The organism is Ornithinimicrobium kibberense (assembly GCF_006519705.1).
Taxonomy (GTDB): Bacteria; Actinomycetota; Actinomycetes; order Actinomycetales; family Dermatophilaceae; genus Ornithinicoccus; species Ornithinicoccus kibberensis.
Window position 1 is genome coordinate 21,250 of the sequence record NZ_VFXM01000002.1, and the last position, 18,337, is coordinate 39,586.

14 protein-coding genes are annotated in these 18,337 nt (G+C 71.6%); 6 read left to right on the forward strand and 8 right to left on the reverse strand.

The window, feature by feature from the left end; genetic code table 11:
* The first annotated feature begins 1 nt into the window (after window position 1).
* Entirely contained in the window at window positions 2–1,036 is a 1,035-nt protein-coding gene (locus FJR00_RS01565) for an ABC transporter ATP-binding protein (protein WP_238330245.1), read from the forward strand.
* A gap of 25 nt (window positions 1,037–1,061) precedes the next feature.
* Here the strand turns inward: FJR00_RS01565 and FJR00_RS01570 are convergent, their stop codons facing one another.
* Window positions 1,062–1,538, reverse strand: coding sequence for an RDD family protein (locus FJR00_RS01570; protein ID WP_181409452.1), 477 nt, complete (start codon window positions 1,536–1,538; stop codon window positions 1,062–1,064).
* A 317-nt stretch (window positions 1,539–1,855) separates the two neighbouring features.
* Here FJR00_RS01570 and FJR00_RS01575 point away from each other — a divergent pair, with 317 nt between their 5' ends.
* Window positions 1,856–3,400 (forward strand): N-acetylmuramoyl-L-alanine amidase, encoded by a 1,545-nt coding sequence (locus FJR00_RS01575; protein ID WP_141337184.1) that lies wholly within the window; start codon window positions 1,856–1,858, stop codon window positions 3,398–3,400.
* Between the two features lie 92 nt (window positions 3,401–3,492).
* On the opposite strand, the gene FJR00_RS01580 is transcribed toward FJR00_RS01575, so the two are convergent.
* The 4 genes from FJR00_RS01580 to FJR00_RS01595 form a co-directional block, all read right to left on the reverse strand.
* On the reverse strand, window positions 3,493–6,453 hold the full coding sequence (locus tag FJR00_RS01580; protein WP_141337185.1) for a S8 family serine peptidase: 2,961 nt from the start codon (window positions 6,451–6,453) through the stop codon (window positions 3,493–3,495).
* Between the two features lie 226 nt (window positions 6,454–6,679).
* Window positions 6,680–9,451 (reverse strand): S8 family serine peptidase, encoded by a 2,772-nt coding sequence (locus tag FJR00_RS16475; RefSeq protein ID WP_141337186.1) that lies wholly within the window; start codon window positions 9,449–9,451, stop codon window positions 6,680–6,682.
* 152 nt (window positions 9,452–9,603) lie between these two features.
* On the reverse strand, window positions 9,604–10,773 hold the full coding sequence (locus FJR00_RS01590) for an SGNH/GDSL hydrolase family protein (RefSeq protein ID WP_141337187.1): 1,170 nt from the start codon (window positions 10,771–10,773) through the stop codon (window positions 9,604–9,606).
* 53 nt (window positions 10,774–10,826) lie between these two features.
* On the reverse strand, window positions 10,827–11,414 hold the full coding sequence (locus FJR00_RS01595; protein WP_141337188.1) for a hypothetical protein: 588 nt from the start codon (window positions 11,412–11,414) through the stop codon (window positions 10,827–10,829).
* Between the two features lie 146 nt (window positions 11,415–11,560).
* Between FJR00_RS01595 and FJR00_RS01600 the strand changes: the two genes are divergently transcribed.
* Window positions 11,561–12,178, forward strand: coding sequence for a DUF4230 domain-containing protein (locus FJR00_RS01600; protein ID WP_141337189.1), 618 nt, complete (start codon window positions 11,561–11,563; stop codon window positions 12,176–12,178).
* Between the two features lie 200 nt (window positions 12,179–12,378).
* On the opposite strand, the gene FJR00_RS01605 is transcribed toward FJR00_RS01600, so the two are convergent.
* Window positions 12,379–13,164 (reverse strand): thioesterase family protein, encoded by a 786-nt coding sequence (locus FJR00_RS01605; RefSeq protein WP_238330247.1) that lies wholly within the window; start codon window positions 13,162–13,164, stop codon window positions 12,379–12,381.
* A 22-nt stretch (window positions 13,165–13,186) separates the two neighbouring features.
* On the opposite strand from FJR00_RS01605, the gene FJR00_RS01610 reads away from it, so the two are divergent.
* Entirely contained in the window at window positions 13,187–14,239 is a 1,053-nt protein-coding gene (locus FJR00_RS01610) for a DUF2891 family protein (protein ID WP_141337191.1), read from the forward strand.
* A complete protein-coding gene (locus FJR00_RS01615) occupies window positions 14,236–15,759 on the forward strand; it encodes a sensor histidine kinase (protein WP_141337192.1) in 1,524 nt (507 codons plus the stop codon). The genes FJR00_RS01610 and FJR00_RS01615 overlap by 4 nt, the downstream gene beginning before the upstream one ends.
* Before the next feature lie 51 nt (window positions 15,760–15,810).
* On the opposite strand, the gene FJR00_RS01620 is transcribed toward FJR00_RS01615, so the two are convergent.
* Together FJR00_RS01620 and FJR00_RS01625 are read right to left on the reverse strand one after the other, a co-directional pair.
* Complete coding sequence (locus FJR00_RS01620; RefSeq protein ID WP_141337193.1) at window positions 15,811–16,074, reverse strand: hypothetical protein; 264 nt, start codon at window positions 16,072–16,074, stop codon at window positions 15,811–15,813.
* Window positions 16,075–16,310: 236 nt separating this feature from the next.
* Window positions 16,311–17,357, reverse strand: a complete 1,047-nt coding sequence (locus FJR00_RS01625; RefSeq protein ID WP_141337194.1) for a PDDEXK family nuclease — start codon at window positions 17,355–17,357, stop codon at window positions 16,311–16,313.
* A gap of 282 nt (window positions 17,358–17,639) precedes the next feature.
* Between FJR00_RS01625 and FJR00_RS01630 the strand changes: the two genes are divergently transcribed.
* Window positions 17,640–18,305: a response regulator transcription factor gene (locus tag FJR00_RS01630; RefSeq protein ID WP_141337195.1), complete on the forward strand. Its 666-nt coding sequence runs from the start codon at window positions 17,640–17,642 to the stop codon at window positions 18,303–18,305.
* Window positions 18,306–18,337: the final 32 nt, after the last annotated feature.

Consider the following 18,337-nt stretch of genomic DNA (forward strand, 5'->3'; position numbering starts at 1 on the left):
GATGGTTGAGGCGATGCTGGAGCTGAGGGACGTCACCGTGCGGTTCGGGGCGCTGGCGGCGGTGCGCTCGGTCTCGCTGTCCGTGGCCGAGGGGGACGTGCTCGCGGTGATCGGGCCGTCCGGGTGCGGGAAGTCGACGCTGCTGCGGGCCGTCGCCGGGCTGGAGCCGCTGACCGCCGGGTCGGTCGTCTGGGACGGGCGCGACCTGGCGGGGGTGCCCACGCACGAGCGCGGGTTCGCGCTGATGTTCCAGGACGGGCAGCTGTTCAACCACGCGTCGGTGGGGGAGAACATTGCGTATGCCCTGCGCCTGGGTGGCATGGGGCGCGCGGCGCGGCGCGGGCGGGTGGAGGAGCTGCTCGAGCTGGTGGGGATGCAGGGGTATGCCGACCGCCGCCCCGCGACCCTGTCCGGCGGGCAGCAGCAGCGGGTGGCGCTGGCGAGGTCGTTGGCCGCGGACCCGGCGCTGCTGCTGCTCGACGAGCCGTTGTCGGCGCTGGACCGGTCGCTGCGGGACCGGCTGGCGGGCGACCTGCGGGAGATCCTTGTGCAGACCGGGACCACGGCGGTGATGGTCACGCACGACCACGACGAGGCGTTCACGGTGGCCGACCGGATGGCGGTGATGCTCGAGGGGAAGATCGCCCAGGAGGGGCCGACCGGCGAGGTGTGGCGGGCGCCGGTGTCGCGGGAGGTGGCCGAGTTCATCGGCTACGAGACGTTCCTGTCGGGGGAGGCCGCGGAGCGGGTCGTGGGGCGGGAGGTCCTTGGACACGAGGTGTGTGGTGGCGGTGCCGGTGGGGGAGCGGACGGGCGGGTCGTGGCCCTGCGGCCGAGCGCGCTGCGGGTCGACGAGGCCGGCGGGCTCGCCGGGGTGGTCCGACGGGCGGTGACGGTGTCGGACGCCGTGCACCTGGACGTCGACGCCGAGGGCGTCGGGACGGTCGCGGCCCTGGCCGACGAGCCGGACCACCGCCTAGGGGACGAGGTGCGGCTGCGGCTGGACGACCGAGGGGTGGCCCTGCTGCCGCGGTAGGCGGGGGCGGGCCACCTGCGGCCGGTCAGGGCCGGAAGATCTCCTTGCCGAACCGGGCGCGCGGGTAGCCGCCGAGCACCGAGGCGCTGACGATCGCGTCGTGCAGCGTGCGGTTCTTGCGGTCCCACAGCGGCCACAGCATCGACAGGACGACGAGGAGACCTCCGGTCACGGGGCCGACGAGCCAGAGCACGCCCGTGCGCACCAGGCCCACCGGCCCGCCGAGGGTGGAGCCGTCGGCGTCGCGGACGACCCGCAGGCCCAGGACGGCCTTGCCCGGAGACTGGCCCTTGCTGCCGTTGAGCCAGGCCATCCAGCCGGCGAGGCCGAACCAGGCCAGCGCCGCCAGCCCGCCGAGGGTGTCCGAGACGTCCGTGAGGGTGCCCGCCACGAGCAGCGCCGCCAGGAGGACGCCGCCGTCCACGAGGCCCGCGCCGACCCGCTCGCCCCAGTCCGCGTAGCGTGTCCCGGCGGGCGGGGGCGGAGGCGCGCGGCGCTGCATACCCTCCGCGTGGGTCGGGCCCGGTGGGTTGTAGGTGGGGATGGGCGGCGGCCCGCCCGACCACGGGGCATCGTCGGGCGGCCCCTGGGTCCCTCTTCCGGGCGCGTCGTCCTGGGGTGCCCAATGCTGTCCACGGTCTCGAGACCCGTCGTCGAACCTGTCCTCGGGCGGCCAGGTCATCATGGGCGTCCTCCCCGCATCGTCCGCCCGGCCTCGTCCTCGAGAGCTGGGCTCGCCACCCAGTCTGCCGCACCTGTCCCCCTGTCGGCCCGGGGTGGTTCACTTGCCTCCTCATCCCTCCGAACCCTGGAGCTGCCGTGGCCACGTCCCTGAGCCGCAAGACCGTCCTCTACGCCGCCGTCGTCGGCCTGCTCGCCTCGATGCTGGTCTGGATCCAGCCGTCGGTGGCCGTCATGGCACCCAGCACGCTGGCCGACCGCAAGCCCGTGCAGGCCGGGCCGGTGGAGCCCGGCTTCCCGATGGACTTCGTCGGTGTCCTGCACGACGCCCCGGGGGCGCACGGCCACAGCCAGGAGCACGGGCACGCCACCTCCCAGGCCGCGGTCCGCCTGCGCCACGACGGGGTATGGGGTGACTGGCTCCCGCTGCAGGAGGACGGCGCCCAGGCCGAGGACCGGTGGACCAGCGCGCTCGTGCCGGCAGCCGGCGCGACGGCATACCAGGTCCGGGGCCTGCCCGCGTCCGCCCTGGACGCGCAGGCGGTGGCGATCAACACGACCGACGGCCCGCTGGAGAAGGTGGGGGAGCGGCCCGGCGGGGCGGCGAACGCGTGGTCGACCACGGACTGCGTGGCCCGGGCGGGGTGGGGCGCCGACGAGAGCCTGCGCGAGGAGTTCGAGCTGTCGTTCCATGCGCCCCAGGCGCTCACCGTGCACCACACGGTGACGGCCAACGACGACCAGAACCCGGCCGCGACCGTGCGGGCGATCTACCGCTACCACGCGGTGGACAACGGATGGGGCGACATCGGCTACCAGTACCTCATCGACGAGAGCGGCACCGTCTACGAGGGCCGCTGGTCCGGCACGGCGAGCACCTCGTGCGAGGACTTCGGCCACGAGGACGGTGGCGAACGTGTGGTCACCGGCGCGCACACGGGCGGCTGGAACTCCGGGAACGTCGGGGTCGCGCTGCTGGGGGACTTTACCGGGCGGGGCCGCTACAAGAGCGCGCCTAAAGCCGCGGCCGTCGACGGGCTGGAGGGGCTGCTGGCCGACTTGTCCGTGCGGCACGGGCTCGACCCGGAGGCTGAGGTCACCTACGTGAACCCGGTGAGCTTCGAGGAGAAGGTCGTCCAGACCATCGGCGGCCACCAGGACTACAACGCGACCGCGTGCCCGGGCGAGCTGCTCTACGCGCAGCTGCCGGAGATCCGGACGGCCGTGGCGGAGCGGATGGCGGCGGCCGATTCCGGTGACCCGACAGACCCGACAGACCCGACTATCCCCACCGATCCGGTTGACCCCGATCCGACCGACCCTCCGACCACCGACCCGGAGCCGCCGACGACCATGCACGTCGGTGACCTCGACGCGACCACTGTCGACATCAAGAACCAGTGGCGCGCGGACGTGTCGGTCACCGTCCTGGACGGCGATGGCACGCCGGTCGAGGGCGCCACGGTCTCCGGCACGTGGTCCACGACCGGAGGTGCCGGTTCGTGCGACACCGCCGCCGACGGGACGTGCACGGTGACCGAGACGACCGGTAAGAAGGACAACGCCCTCACCTTCGTCGTCAAATCTGTGACGGCAGGCGACCTCGCCTACGTGTCGGCCGCCAACACCGACCCCGACGGCGACTCGGACGGCACGACGATCACGGTGGTGCGGGCCGGGTAAGAATCCGGCAGCAGCACGAAGGAGGCCCCTCCCGGACGGATCCGGGAGGGGCCTCCTCGTGGGTTCGACGGTCTAGCCGTCGGTGCTCATCCTCAGGGGTTGACGGTCACAAGCGTGCTGCCCGCGAGCGTCGTGCCGTCGAGGAAGTTGACCTGACCGAGGTAGCGCTCGCTCGCGTCCAGCCCGGACCACGTCGCGGTGAGTGTGGTGGTCTCCGTCATCGTGACGGGGACGGAATCCGGCTCCACCGTGAGGTTCCCTTCGTCGATGTCGGACAGCTGCCAGCTGTGCAGCTTCAGAGACGAGACCGGCTCCTCGCTCCACACGTCGACCGCCAGGACGTAGGTGGCAGCCTCAGGATCTTCCACCGTGATCATCTCCGTCGAGCTGGCGGACCCACTGCCGGCAACGGGGTAGAGGAACTCGCCATCGTACGTGTAGAGGTTGAGGTCGATATCAGCGGCATCGACCTCCTCCCTGTAGGTCGCGAACCGGAGCACGTCGATACCTTCCGGGACCTCGAAGGCCTCGTAGCCGTCTTGGAGGGTCGGGCCGCTCTCCACCGTCATGTCTGTTGCAGTAGAGGGCAGGAGTCCGCTCACACTCGTGTTCAAGGTTCCAGTGAAGCCTGTCGTCACGGACAGGTCGGTGGACCCGTCCGTTCCGGTGCCAGCGACCTCGACCGGTGCGGCGACACCGACCGGACGAACAGCGATCGGGCTGCGGACCTCGCTGACGACCGAGTCGCTCGGGACCCAGGTGAGCGCACCGAAGGTGTACTCCTCTAGAGCAGCGTCCGTGCGGGTGATCGTGACCTCGAAGTCAGCCTCGCCACCGGCCGGCACAGTCAAGGTGCTCGGGTTCACGTCCACCGTCGTACCAGCGGGGACATCCACCCGCGCGGTGTAGGTCATCGCACCCTGGCCCACGTTGGTGACAGTACGGGTGACCGTCTGGGTTCCGGTGAGGTCTCCGACGGCGATGCTCGGGTAGTTGAGGTCGCTCGGGTTCATCGGCTCCTGTGCGGCGCAGTACCCTGCCCCGCCGACCAGCTGCAGCTGGTCGATCGAGCACGCGTAGGCGTACCAGTCCTGCCAGTCCGAGTCGTAGACCAGACCGGGGTTGTAGGACCTGGTCGGCACGACCTCGCCGGAACCGAAGTTCAGCGGGGTGGCGTCGCCCCCGGCCCACTGGATGGGCTGGCCGGCGTCAGTGGTCTGACGAGCCGTGGTCATCATGGCCGACTTGACCGCCATCGGGCTCCACGTGGGGTTCTTCTGCTTGAGCAGCGCAGCCAGCCCAGCGATGTGCGGGGCCGACATCGAGGTGCCGGAGATCTGGTTGAACGTCGGCTCACCGGTCTCGGGGTCCTCGTGGTAGGCCGCGGCGACGTCGACACCCGGAGCGGTGATGTCGGGCTTGAGCAGGTCACCGCCACCGGCCAGAGCCGGTCCGTAGGACGAGAAGCCGGCCATCGAGGGCGCGTCGACAGGGTCGGTCGACATGGCGGAGATGGTCGCGGTCGCCTCGACACCGACAAGGTCCTCGTACGCCTTGATCTCGGCGCCGTCTGTCCCGTCAACGTGGATGCTCGGCACGTGGTGGAAGTCCGCGTTGAGCGACTCGACGTCGTTGTTGTTGGCCTGGATCATGCCGATGCCACCGGCCTGCTTGACCGCCAGGCTCTTGTCGACCCGGGCGATCGCGCCGCGGTCACAGATGACGATCTTCTCGGCCGCCTCGGTGGCGTCGAGAGAGCCGGGGTAGCACAGGGCCGCGTCTGCGGACTCGGAGTCGGCGGCGGGGATGTCGCCGGCGTAGACGAGCGGCGCAGGACCGACGGCCTCGCCGACACCCACTCCCTCGTAGACCTCGCCGTTGCCTAGGGTGACGGTCTTCTCCGCGCCCCGGTTGTGCGTGCTCGCAGCGACGGTCATGGTCCACGGGGAGTTGTGGGCCACCGAGGACGTGCCGACGGTGTCACCGCTGTTGCCGGCCGAGGTGGACACGAACACGCCAGCGTCAGCCGCCCCGAGGAACGCAAGCTCGTCCGCCGTCACGACATACGTGCTCGAGCCGGAGACCGAGTAATTGATGACGTCGACACCGTCAGCGACAGCGTCGTCGATCGCGGCCACCAGTCCCGAGGACGTGCCGGAGCCGTTCCCATCAGCCGTCTGCCACAGCGCCTTGTACACCGCCACGTGAGCGGCGGGTGCCATGCCGGAGCCCGCGCCCAGGTCGGTGCCCATGATGGACATCTCGACGCCGTGGTTGCCCACAGCGGTGCCGGCGGTGTGCGAGCCGTGACCGTTCATGTCCCGCGGGCTCTCGTAGTCGTAGGCGACATTGTTGTCGTACTCAGTGCCGTAGTAACGGGCGCCGACGATCTTCTTGGAGCACTTGAACTCGGGATCCCTTGGAGTCGCACACTTGAACTTGCCCTTGGGCTTCTTCACTTTGTCGATCTGGGCGAAGCTCGGGTTGTCCGGGTCGATGCCGGTGTCGATGACGCCGACGACGATCCCCTTGCCTGCATCTGCGTCGCCGCCGAACTGCTCCTGCCACACGCCGTTGGCGCCAGTCATCCCGAGGTAGTCCGGCGTGGACACGGTGTCCGCGTGGCGGAGCTCGTCCTCCCACACGTTGACCACGCCTGTGGTCTTGGAGAGCTTCGCGGCCTCGCTTGCGGTCAGGTCAGCAGTGAAGCCGTTGATAGCCACCGTGAACTCGTGGACCTTGGCCTCGGCGGGAAGGCCGGCCTGGCGGAGGGCCTTGGCCTGCTCGTTGCGCAGATGCATCTCGTAGGCGCGGGCGTTGGCCGACTCAGTGTCCACCTTTTCGCCCTTGGCTGGCTTGGTGGCCGGGATGCCGGCGACGCCGCCGGTGTAGCTGGCTACCGGTGCGGCCTCCAGCTGGACGATGTACGTCTTGCGGCTCTGGTCCACCTGCAGCTGCGGTGCTGCGTTGGCGGACAGGGCGAGCGGCGAGACGACGACGGTGGCGGCGGTGGCGAACGCAGCGACGCGTGCACCCCGGCGCGGGGACGTCATACCCACGGGGTTCCTCTCTCACAGGGATGGGACGGATCCGGGTGGTCACAGCGGTGTGACTCCCGGACCCGCCCCGATCCTCCGCTCTCGGAAACGAGATGTACACGGTCTTTGCCAGATTGTTACCAGCAAGTCACCCCTGGGGGTGGGGCCGGCCAGGACGTGGGGGAGCCCCGGTCACCTGACGGTGACCGGGGCTCCCCGGGTGGTGATCGCTAGGACAGAGTCACGGACGTCCCTTGCCCTTGCCAGGGTTGGGGCCGTTGCCGGCACCGGTGTCCGACCCCTCGCCCCACTCGACCGTGAAGGCCGGGGAGGTCCAGGTCTCGACGTGGTCCGGGTTGCTCGGGTCACCCAGGGCCCGCAGCACCTCGATCTCGAGGACGTAGTCGCCGTCGGCAACCTTGCGCGCCTTGTCGTTGCCCTTGCCGTTGTTGCCCTGGTGGGTGCCGTCCCAGGCCAGGATGTCCGGGTCGAACGTGCGGCCCAGGTCGGTCAGGGTCAGCCAGTTGTGGAACCGGCTGTGCACCTTCTTGCCCTTCTCGCCGTCCTCGTTCGCCTCGTAGACGTTGATGGCGAGGGAGGAGACCGGGTACTCGCGGTGGTGGATCAGGTAGGGCACGTCGTCACCCACCATCGAGTAGGTGTAGCCCGCCTCGTCGTTCAGGTAGAGCCCACCGTCGATCACCACGCCCAAGGACGGGAGGGGCAGGCCGGTCGGACCGTCCGTCAGCACCTCGAGCGCCTGGTAGTCGCCGGACATCCCGGCAAACGGCACCGACAGGGTGTCGGTCTCGGTGCTGAAAGTCAGCCACCCGCCGTGGATGACGCCGTCGGTCTGGTAGGGGTCGCCGATGGTGACGTCCACGGAAGCGGACCCGCCCGCGGGGACCGTGACTGAGTCGGCGGAGAAGGTGACGTCGGTGCCGGGGCCGTAGAAGCCGGGTGCGCTCGTGCTGCCGGCGGTGGCGATACCGGCGAAGGCATCCAGCTCGTACGTGACGTCCTCAGCACCGTCGTTGGACACGGTCAGCGTGGTGGTGACCGGGCCCGCCTCGCCCTCGCCGAGCGAGATCTTTGACGCCTCGACCTTGGTGGCGGTGGTGACGGCCTGCGGGATGTCGATCAGACCGGCGCCCTGCCGGTGGACCGGCTCCAGGTATGCACCCGGGGCGCGGTACCAGCCGAGCTGGTCGGCGGTGTTCTGCAGTGCCGTCCGCACGTCGAGCGGCTCCAGGTCGGGGCGTGCCTCGAGCAGCAGTGCTGCGGCGCCTGCGGCGTGCGGCGCGGCCATCGAGGTGCCGGAGAGAGACGCGTACTCGCCGTTCTCCAGCGGGTAGGTGGAGTTGATGCTTCCACCCGGGGCCGCCACGTCGGGCTTGAGCGTCAGGTCAGCAGCCAGCCCGTAGGAGGAAAAGTCGGACATCAGACCGCCCGTTGGGTTGTCGAAGGCGACCTTCTCGTCGGTCCAGGTGATCGTGGTCGTGTCGTCCCCGATCTCCTCCTGGAGCGCCAGCCCGTCCGCCTGCAGGATGGTGACGGCCGGGATGGTGATGGGGGGATCTCCCGCGACGGTCGCGTTGATGACGCCCTCGACGTTGTTGTAGATCACGACGGCCTCGTAGCCCGCCTGCTGCGCGTTGAGCGCCTTCGAGTGGAAGGAGCAGACACCGCGCTCGACCAGCAGGGCCTGGCCCGCACTCGCCTCGGGTGCTGGCGCTGCGGCAATCGGAGGATCCGCGTCCGGATCGGCCAGGCAGGCCCTGGCCGCGTCACTCCCGGCCGGCCCGGCCGACACGAGTTCCAGCGATCCGGAGGTCGGTGCGGCCGGCGCGTCGCTGGCCTCCGCGTAGGCGACCGAGAGTCCGCCGGCCGTCTCGAAGGTCGAGGCGAGGAAGTGCGTGTTGTCCACCGACGCGACCGTGATCACGTCGTGCGCGACGCCCGGAGCGCCACCGGAGAAGGTGCCGCTGGTCCCGGAGTTGCCCGCCGAGACCGTGTAGGTCTGGCCGGCCGCGGTGAAGGCGTCGGCCGCCTGGGCGGTCGGGTAGGACGGCCAGGTCATGAACCCGGCACCCAGGGACATGTTGACCACGTCCATGCCGTCCTCGAACGCCTGCTCCATCGCGGCGAGGATGATCTCGCTGTCGGAGGAGCCCTCGCAGCCGAAGACCCGGTATGCGCCCAGGTCCGCCTCGGGAGCAACGCCGGTGATCTCGCCGGAGGCGCCGACGATGCCGGCGACGTGGGTGCCGTGGCCGTTGCAGTCGTCGGGGAACTCGTCCGGCACCGGGTTGGGGGTGCCGTTCTCGCCCGAGGCGTCGTAGTCGTCGCCCACGAAGTCGTAGCCGGCGACCACGCGGTCGTTGGGGAAGTCGACGGCCTCGTCGTTCGTGCCGCTCCCACCCAGGTCCGGGTGGTTGTAGTCGATGCCGGTGTCGATGACACCGACCTTGACACCCTTCCCGCTGAGGCCGAGCTCGGTCTGGGCCACGTCGGCGCCGGTCATGGCGACGGCGTAGTCCATCTGCGGCTCGGCCGAGGTGGTCGGACGCTCCACCTCGACGACGGGGAACACGCCGACGACGCCGGCGACGTTGCGCAGGGCCTCGACGTCCCGGTCGGCCACGTGGGCGGAGAACCCGGTCCAGCCGGCCTCGAAGGCGCGGTCGACCTTGACGTCCACGCCGTCGGCACGGGCCGCCTGGACGACGGCGGAACGGGCCCGGTCGGCGGCCTTTGCGCTGCCGCCGGCCACGCGCGGAGCGCTGTCGACCTGGACGAGCCACCGCCCCTCGATGGCGGACTCGCTGAGGTCGACGCTGGTGTCGTCGACGGTGGGCGGGGTGATGCCGAAGTCGGCGGCGCTGCCGAGGTACTCCGGCTGCTGGGGGTCGGCGGACGTCGGCAGGGCCGTGGTCCCGACCAGGCAGACGCCCGTCAGTCCGGACAGCACACCTGCTGCCAGGCGACGACGCCCTTGTGGTGCGGCTGGCATGAATTCTCCTTGGTTGCGTAACAGGCACGGGCTACCCCGACCGGGGATGGGCGGGGTGCCGACAGTCTGCCCCGGGCCCGGCCGTTTAGGGAGGCTGTTGACCCAATCGTTACCTTGCGGTAGGGGAGCCCGGCAGGCTGCTCCCGGGTGCTCTAGTTCTGGACCCGCCGCGCCTCGAACTCGGCGTCCAGCTCCTGCAGCTCGATCAGACCGGCCTCCTGGACGGCGGCGTTGGGGCTGCGCAGCTTGGCGACCGCGCGGGTGAGGCGGCCGGTGTCGACGCCGGCGACCTCGGCACGACGCAGGTTGGCCTCGGTGTCCAGGTCCATCGCCAGGACGGCCTGGGCCTGCTCGCGGACGGTGAGGTCGGACGTCCGGGTGGGGCGGTCGGCCGAGGGCGACTGGCGCACGGTGGCCGTGGCTGTCAGGTCGGCGTCGGCGGTGGCGACCTTCTTGCCCTTGCCGCCACCTCCCTTGCCGCCGCCCTTGCCCCCGCCACCGGTGGAGCCGTCGTCGCCGCCCCCGCCGCCGGGGGAGGTGACGAGCGCGGGGGCGAGCGCGACGGCATACCCCTCGTTGCCCAGCCTGTTGGGGTGGTAGGACTCCACGACCGGGTTGCTCAGCCCGTTGATCCACTCCGGGTCGTCGCAGACCGCGTGCCCGAGGAAGGGCTCGCGCACGTCGACGTAGGTGAAGCCCACGCCGGTCGCCTTGGCCTCGATGAGCGTGTCGAGCTCGGCGGTGCCTGCGTTGAGCTCGCGCATCTCGCCGGAGGAGAAGAAGGTGGCCAGGTTGCAGTCCTCGCCGTTGAACAGGTACGGGTAGCCGGCGACCACGACCGTGGCCTGCGAGGCCCGCGACCGGATGTCGCCGTAGAGCGCGTCGAGCCGGCCCGGCAGCTCACCGTCGAGGATGGCGCGCGAGCGGTCGATCTCGCCGTAGCAGTTGCTCATCCACCCCGGCAGCGCGCACTCGGTGATGACGTCGGCGAAGCCCACGTCGTTGCCGCCGATCGTCATGGTCACGTATGCCGTCGCGTCGGTGAGCGTGCCCAGCTGGTTGGCGTGCACGTCGGCGGTGGTCGCGCCGGAGCAGGCCTGGTAGTCGAGGGCCAGCTGCTGGCTGGACGCGAGCAGGGCCGGGTAGCCGTAGGGGGAGCGGTAGCACTCGTCCACCGCCGCCCGGGTGCCGGTGCCGGCGGAGAAGCTGTCGCCCAGGGCGACGTAGTGCTCGCCTGCGGCCTGGGTCGGGCTCGCGGCGAGGGTGGCGGTCAGGGCGGATGCGCAGAGGGCCGTCAGGGCGGCTCGTGTCGTCGTTGACATGGGGGGATGCTTCCACCCGGCCGGGACGGCGGCAAGGGGAAACGTGTTTCAGGTCACATGTCGGACGGTGCCGTGCCCCCGCCGGAGGGCGCCGTCGGGTTGGCGCAGTAGGTGAACGGACCGTCCGCCGCCGCGTGGTAGCTGGCCTGCTGCCCGTCGACCGCCAGGACCAGCTGCCGGCCGGGGACCAGCGCCTGGGTGTACATCATCCCCGGCTTCGGGCAGCCCAGGCTGCCGTCCGACCAGGTGACGGTGGCGTAGCCGACGACCTCCACGTCCTCGGGGTCCACGCCCTTCCGGTCGGCCTCCGCGGCGATCGCCTCCTGGACGTCGTCGTTCTGGAGGACCGCGTCCGGGACGGGCCCGGTCGGCAGCGCCGGACCGGGCACCGGGATCGGGGTCCTGCTCGGGTCCATGTCGTCCTCCGTGCTGTCGTTGGTGTCCGCCTGGTCGGGGGCCGGCGTGGTCGCGGTGTCGTCGGTCGCCTGGCCCGGCGCGGTGGTGGCCGCCCCGTCGGACGCGGCCGGGTCGGACGTGTCCCCGCAGCCGCCCAGCACGAGGGTCAGCGCGGCCAGGCCAGCGACGACCCCCCGGACCCGACCCTGGTGGTGCGTCCGTGCGGTCCTGCGTCCGTCTCGCATCCTGGCCTCCTCGCCCTCGTCCTGAGCATCTCACCCCTGCTGGTGCGACGGGCCGGGGGTCCCGGACGTTCCCCACGGTGCCCCGGGCGTCCCTTCCGGACCTGCCCGGCGGGAGGCGGGCGAGGCCCCGGCCGTAGATTGCCTCCATGGGTGTGGTGCTCCGGCTGGTCTCGACGTTGGCGGTCGCGGTGGTCCTCGCGGTCGTCGCTCTCCTGCTCTTCGGCCGGTTCGACCTCCCCAACCCGTTCCGGACCGAGACTGTCGACCGCAGCCAGCCGGTCCTGCTGGAGTCGGTGCAGGAGATCAGCCAGTTCCACGCGGCGGTGGGCACCTTCGAGGTGATCCTCGACCAGGAGGAGGAGGTGCGCTGGGTTCCCGGCTTCATCGCCGGGGAGCGCTCGCTGTTCGTCGCGGCGGGCACGGTGAACGCCTACGTCGATCTCTCCGGGCTCGCGGACGGCGACCTGACCCTGTCCGAGGACGGCACGACGGCCCGGATCCGGCTGCCCGAGGCGCAGCTGGATCCGCCCAACCTCGACCACGACCGGACCTATCTCTACTCGCAGGACCGTGGCGTCATCAACCGGCTGGGGGATGCGATCTCCACCCAGGACCAGCAGGAGCTCTACCAGCTCGCCGAGGAGAAGATGACGGCCGCGGCGCAGGAGTCGGGCCTGACGCAGCAGGCCGAGGAGAACACGCGCACCATGCTGACCGGCATGTTCAGCGCCCTCGACATCCAGCTGACGGTCGTGGGCGACTGATCCGCAGGTGGTGGGGTGCCGGTCCCCTGAACCAGCACCCCACCCCTGCTCCCCCAGGGTGAGTCACGTCGCTGTGAGGCGCCCCTCGTGACTGCCATCGGGTGTCCCGTCCCGACATCAGTAAAGACGTCCGGGAACCCCCGTTCGTTGCCCCGATTCTCTGTGATCTGTGTCACATCTGCCGGAACGGACCGCCCCCGTCAGCCCCTCGGCCGGATCGTCAGCGCCTGCTCGACCGTGCCCACCGGCCCGGCCACGTCGTGCACCACCGACGACGTCTGCCCCGCCCCGGTCGGCCCCCAGCTGACCGAGGTGTCCAGCCCGACCCACTCGCCCTCGGGCTGCCGGTGCAGGTGCAGCGTGAGGTCGACGTTCGGATACAGCCACTCGGTCGGCGCCTGCCGGTTGGCGATCCCGTTGGCCACGTCCAGCAGTCCGCACCACCGCGCGAACCCGCTGCTCTCCTCCCCGTCCACCAGGCCCACCGGCGTGCGCGCCCACGCGTGCCCCCGCCCCGGCCGGGTCTCCGCGGACCGGAACTCCAGCGAGCTGATGAACCCGCCGCCCCAGTGCTCCATCCCCGTCCACACCGGCACCTCCTCCGGCCCCGGCATCGACGGCGCCTCCACGCCGGCGACCTCGGCGGTGTCCGTCCGCGCCAGCCGCCACGCCGTCGCCCGCACGACTTCCCGGCCGCCGGCGCTCGCGGTCGCCTCCACCAGCTCGATCGTCCGCCCCGGCCGCAGCGTGCGCGTCACCACCGTCGTCTCCTCGAGGTGGATCATCCCCAGGATGTCGAAGCTGATCCGCGCCCACTGCAGCTCGGGCCGCGGGTCGTGCCGCTCCAGGCAGTGCACGAGCAGCCCGGCGACCGGCGCCATGTGCTGCTCGGTCTCCTGCCACGCCCCCTGCGCGTTGCGGGTCGGGGCATACCGCCCGTCCCCCTGCGCCACGTAGTAGTAGCCCTCGTTCTCATCCGCGCTCACCCGGCGAGTGTAGTAATGGACCATGTCCCCCCTCCCACCGCCCGCCGACGCCGCCGTCTGGAGCCGCATCGCGCGCGCGGTCGTGACCACGCCGTACCCGTGGTCGCCCGGCCACCTGGTCACCGGCCCCGACGACACCACCCTGGTCCCCGAACGCCTGCACCCCGCCTTCCACGGCGCCCTCGACTGGCACTCCTGCGTGCACGTCCAGTGGTCCCTGGTCACCCTCCTGCTCCGGTATGCCGACGCGCTCGGCGAGCAGGAGACCGCCGCCGTGGTCGGTCTGCTGGGGGAGCGGCTGACGGTCGAGAACGTCGCGGCCGAGGTGGCCTACCTGCGGGAGCGGCCCTCGTTCGAGCGGCCCTACGGCTGGGCCTGGGCGACCCAGCTGGGAGCGACAGTCGCGGAGGGGGCCCGACGGCATACCTCCTGGTCGTCCTGGGCCGACGCCCTGGCACCGCTGGGGGAGGTCCTGGCCGAGCACGTCCTGGCCTGGCTGCCCCGGCAGACCTATCCGGTGCGCCACGGCAAGCACCAGAACGACGCGTTCGCGCTGTGGCTGCTCATCGACGGCTTCGGCCGGCTGGGGCGGGACGACGTCGTGGCCGCGTGCCGGGAGCGGGCGCTGGCGTGGTTCGGCGAGGACGTCGACGCCCCGACCGCGTGGGAGCCGGGAGGCACCGACTTCCTCAGCCCCGCGCTGACCGAGGCCGGGTTGATGACGTGCGTGCTGGAGCCCGGGGCGTTCGCCGGGTGGCTGGAGGGGTTCCTGCCCGGGCTCGGCGAGGGTCGGCACGAGCACCTGCTGGCGGTGCCGGAGGTGGGTGACTCGACGGACGGGCAGTACGCCCACCTGCTGGGCCTGGCGCTCAGCCGGGCCTGGCAGCTGCGGGTGCTCGCGGGGCGGGTCGACCCGCGGGTGGCCGCGCGGCTGCGGGCCGGTGCCGACGCCCAGGAGCGGGCGGTGCTGCGGGAGATCACCGACGGGGACTTCATGGCGACCCACTGGCTGGTGTCGTTCGCGCTGCTGGCGCACGGGGTGCTCGAGGAGCGGGGGGCGGGGGACGTTCCGTGAAGGGTCGCGCCTGGTCGGTCCGGCAACGGCTGCTCGCCCTCGTCGTCGCCGTGATGACGGTCGGGCTGGTGGTGACCGGGCTGGTCAACTACGCGCTGGGCTACCGGTCGCTGGCCGAGCGGGTGGACGCCGAGCTGCTGCAGGAGCAGGCCGAGCTGATGCTGCTGGCCCAGTCGGGGCCGGAGCAGGACGGACGGCCCTACCAGGACGCCGACCAGCTCTTCCTGGCGTTCCTGCAGACCGCCGTCGCCGGGGAGGACGAGGCGCTGCTGGCGCTGGTGGACGGGCAGGTCGCGCTCTACTCCGGCGGCGAGCGGCCGTTCAGCGTCCGCCACCCCGACGTCCTGGCGGCCGTCGAGGAGCTCGCCGTCGCGGAGGGCAGGGCCGGGGTGACGTCGGTCCGCACGCAGGGGACGACGCTGCGGATGCTCGTGACGGACGTCCAGCTGCCGGAGGAGACGAGGGAGGCCACGTTCGTCGTCGTCATCGACCTGGGCCGGCAGAGCGCGCAGCTGACCAGGCAGGCGCTCACCTACGCCGGGCTGTCGCTGGCGGTGCTCACGGTCGCGGCGCTCCTGGCCCACCTGTCGCTGGGGCGGCTGCTCCGCCCGCTGCGCGACCTGCAGCAGGCGACCGCGCAGACGACGACCGAGGACCTCAGCCGACGGGTCGAGGTGGAGTCGGCCGACACCGAGGTGGCCGAGCTGGCGGTGCGCTACAACGAGATGCTCGACCGGATCGAGGCCGGGGTGCGCGAGCAGCGGCAGTTCCTCGACGACGCGGCGCACGAGCTGCGGACCCCGCTGACCGTGATCCGGGGCAACGCCGAGCTGCTCGACCCTCGGGACGCCGAGGACGTGGAGGCCTCGCGACGGCTGGTGCTGGACGAGGTCGACCGGATGCAGCGGCTCGTCGACGACCTGCTCATGCTGGCCCGGTCGCAACGCCCGAACTTCCTGCGCCCGGCCGAGACCGACGTGACCGAGCTGGCCGTCGAGGCGATGGACCGGATGGTCGCGCTCGGCCCGCGGGCCTGGCGTCTGGACGCTGACGCCGAGGGTCTGGTGGAGGTGGACCGGCAGCGGGTCCTGCAGGCGCTGGTCCAGCTGGCCGCGAACGCCGTGAAGTTCAGCGACGAGGGGTCGGTCGTCGAGCTGTCGACCGCCTGGGCCGACGCCGGCTCCGAGCAGGGGCGACGGGCCCGGGAGCTGGGCGCCCGGCCCGCGCCGAGATATCTCGTGCTCGGCGTGGGCGACCAGGGGATCGGGATCCCGACGGAGAGCCGTGAGCGGGTCTTCGACCGGTTCGCCCGGGCCGAGAACGCCGCCCGGACGGAGGGCTCTGGGCTGGGACTGCCGATCGTCCGGGTCATCGCCGAGTCGCATGGCGGGGTCGTCGAGGTGGAGTCCGAGGAGGGCGCCGGGTCGACGTTCCGGATCTTCCTGCCCGCGACCGCGGGTCGTGAGGCCCTCGGTGCCGCGGAGCAGCCCACCGATGTCCGGGAGGGTGTCGTCAGCTGAGGGGGCCGGCTCAGCGCCGGGCGAAGGATGCCGCGGGGTGAGGCGGCCGGCTCAGCGCCGGGCGAAGGGTGTCGTGGGGTGCGCGGTGGCGGGGTCGTGGTGCCCCGTCTCGCCCTCCGGCAGGTCCGGGAACGCCACCCCCATCGCCAGCAGACCCACGCCGCTGGTCACCAGGGCGTAGGTGCAGGCGGTGAGCAGCGGCTGCAGCAGGTCGGGGGCGGTGGTCCGGTCGACGAGGGCAGATCCGGCGGCCAGGAGGACGAGGCCGACCATCAGGCAGGCGACGCCAACGCGCACGAGGGTGTGTGAACGCATCGGAGGACCATAACGCCGCACCCAGGCTTTCCCAAGTCCGGTGTCCACAGGCGTGTTCCGGCTCGGCATCGTCGCTGGTCGGAGGGCTGTTCGAGGCGTGACTCGGCGTTCGGGAGGGGTGTCGTCCAGTATGCACGGGGGTGTCATCCGGTTTCACCACCGCCCGGGCACGTTTCCGCAGGTCGCCCGACCAGCGACCCGTGCAAAGCGGCCGAGACCTCGACGGCAGTCGGTCCTCAGGACGCGAGCTTCTCCCACCGCACGGTCCTGGCGGCATCCTTGATGTGGCGGTCGATGAGGTCCGGCCTCCGCAGATCCTGGCTGCCTACCCGGACCACCCCGTACCCCAGGCGCCGGATGCGGTCCTCGCGCAGCTTCTCGGCCACCACCGCGTCACCGTCCCCTGAGCCGTCGGGCCGGACGTACTTCACCCGTCCGTCGAACTCGACGACGACCCCGAGCTCGGGCAGGTAGAAGTCCACCCGCGCGAAGACCCGCCCGTCCTCGCAGATGGTGTGCTGAGCCACGACCGTGTAGCCGAGCTCGACGAGGATGAGCCGCAGCCAGGACTCGGGCGGCGACTCGGCCAACCCGTCCGACTTCGCCAGTGCCTCGCGGACGTGCGGGATCCCGGGGACGAAACGCATCCGGTCGAGCCACTCCCGCAGCTCGGGCACGGTCGCGAGCCGACGCTGGCGGACGGCGTCGATGATGCTCACCGCGATGCTGGTCCGGGTGAGCTGCGCGCTCTGGATGGCGGCGACGGCCGGGTGGACCACAAGGACGGTGCCGGTCGCGGCGGGCGAGGGCCGGGCGTCGGCGTCGTCCGGCCCGGGGTCGCCGGCAGGCAGGACGAGGCCGAAGGTGTTGGACGACCGGACGACCTCCGCCGGGACGACCGCGTCCTCACCGGGGCAGCAGTGCACCGTGAACTCCCGGTGGACCCGGGTCGTGCCCTTCCTGGTGCGGTGGCAGACATGCATCCGCTCCAGCTCGGAGGCAGGGACGGGCAGGCCCCACATCGCCGCGGCGCTGGTGTGGCTCGCCGCGACGTCCTCCGGACGGGTCCGCAGGAGAACGGTGGTGCGCAGCACGTGGCGCGCCTCGTAGCTCACGGCCAGCATCGCCGACCTCGTGACGTATCCGCCGCGGACCACCCGGACCAGCTCCCCCGTGCGCACAGCCGCCTGGATCTTCTCGGTCCTGATCCCGACCGACCTGGCCTCGCGTGCCGTGATGATGTGGTCGTGCTCGTCCAGGTAGCTCTCCAGGTCCCCATCCATGCCGAAGCACGATGACGCATGCGGGCGTTGCGCCGCTGGCGTGCTGCGCCGGCCTGTGGACGACGATCCACGCCCGTGATCGTCCGATCCACCCAGGTGCAGTCGGCACGCCCCGGGGTCTCATCCACTTTGATCACCGCGCGACCGCGTTTCTGCAGGTCACCGATCACGACCTCTGGCCAAACCGGACGACACCTCTGAACAGGCCAGTCGACACCTCTGAACAGGCCGGTCGACACCTCGCCGGCCGCTGCCCGTTCCGCCCGCGACTACCCTGACGCCATGCAGCACATCCTGATCGCGGAGGACGAGGAGGGCATCGCCCGCGTCATCGACCGCGGTCTGCGGGGGGCCGGCTACCGGACGACGGTCGTCGGCGACGGCCTGGCGACCCTCGAGGCCGTGGCCGAGGGCAACGTCGACCTCGTCGTCCTGGACGTCGGGCTGCCGCGGATGGACGGCTTCACCGTGCTGAGGATGCTGCGCACGATGGAGGACCCGGTGCCGATCATCATGTGCACCGCCCGCGACTCCCTCGAGGACACGGTCTCCGGCCTGGAGAGCGGCGCCGACGACTACCTCGCCAAGCCCTTCCGGGTCGAGGAGCTGCTCGCCCGCGTCAAGGTCCGCCTGCGCCAGTCCGCCGCCGCGCCCGCCGACACCCAGCAGGTCGTCGCCGGCGGCGTGGTCCTCGACCTGGTCGCGCACACCGCCGCGGTCGACGGCCGCCCGGTCGAGCTCTCCGCCCGCGAGTTCGCCCTCGCCCGCGAGCTCATGGAGCACGCCGGGCAGGCCCTCAGCCGCGACCAGCTCCTCGACCGGGTGTGGGGCTACGAGGTCACCGGCAGCTCCAACGTCGTCGACGTCTACGTCCGCTACCTGCGCGCCAAGCTCGGCGCAGACCGCATCACCACCGTCCGGGGCATCGGCTACCGCTTCGAGTCCTGACCATGAGAGCACTCTCACCGAGACGTCATCCT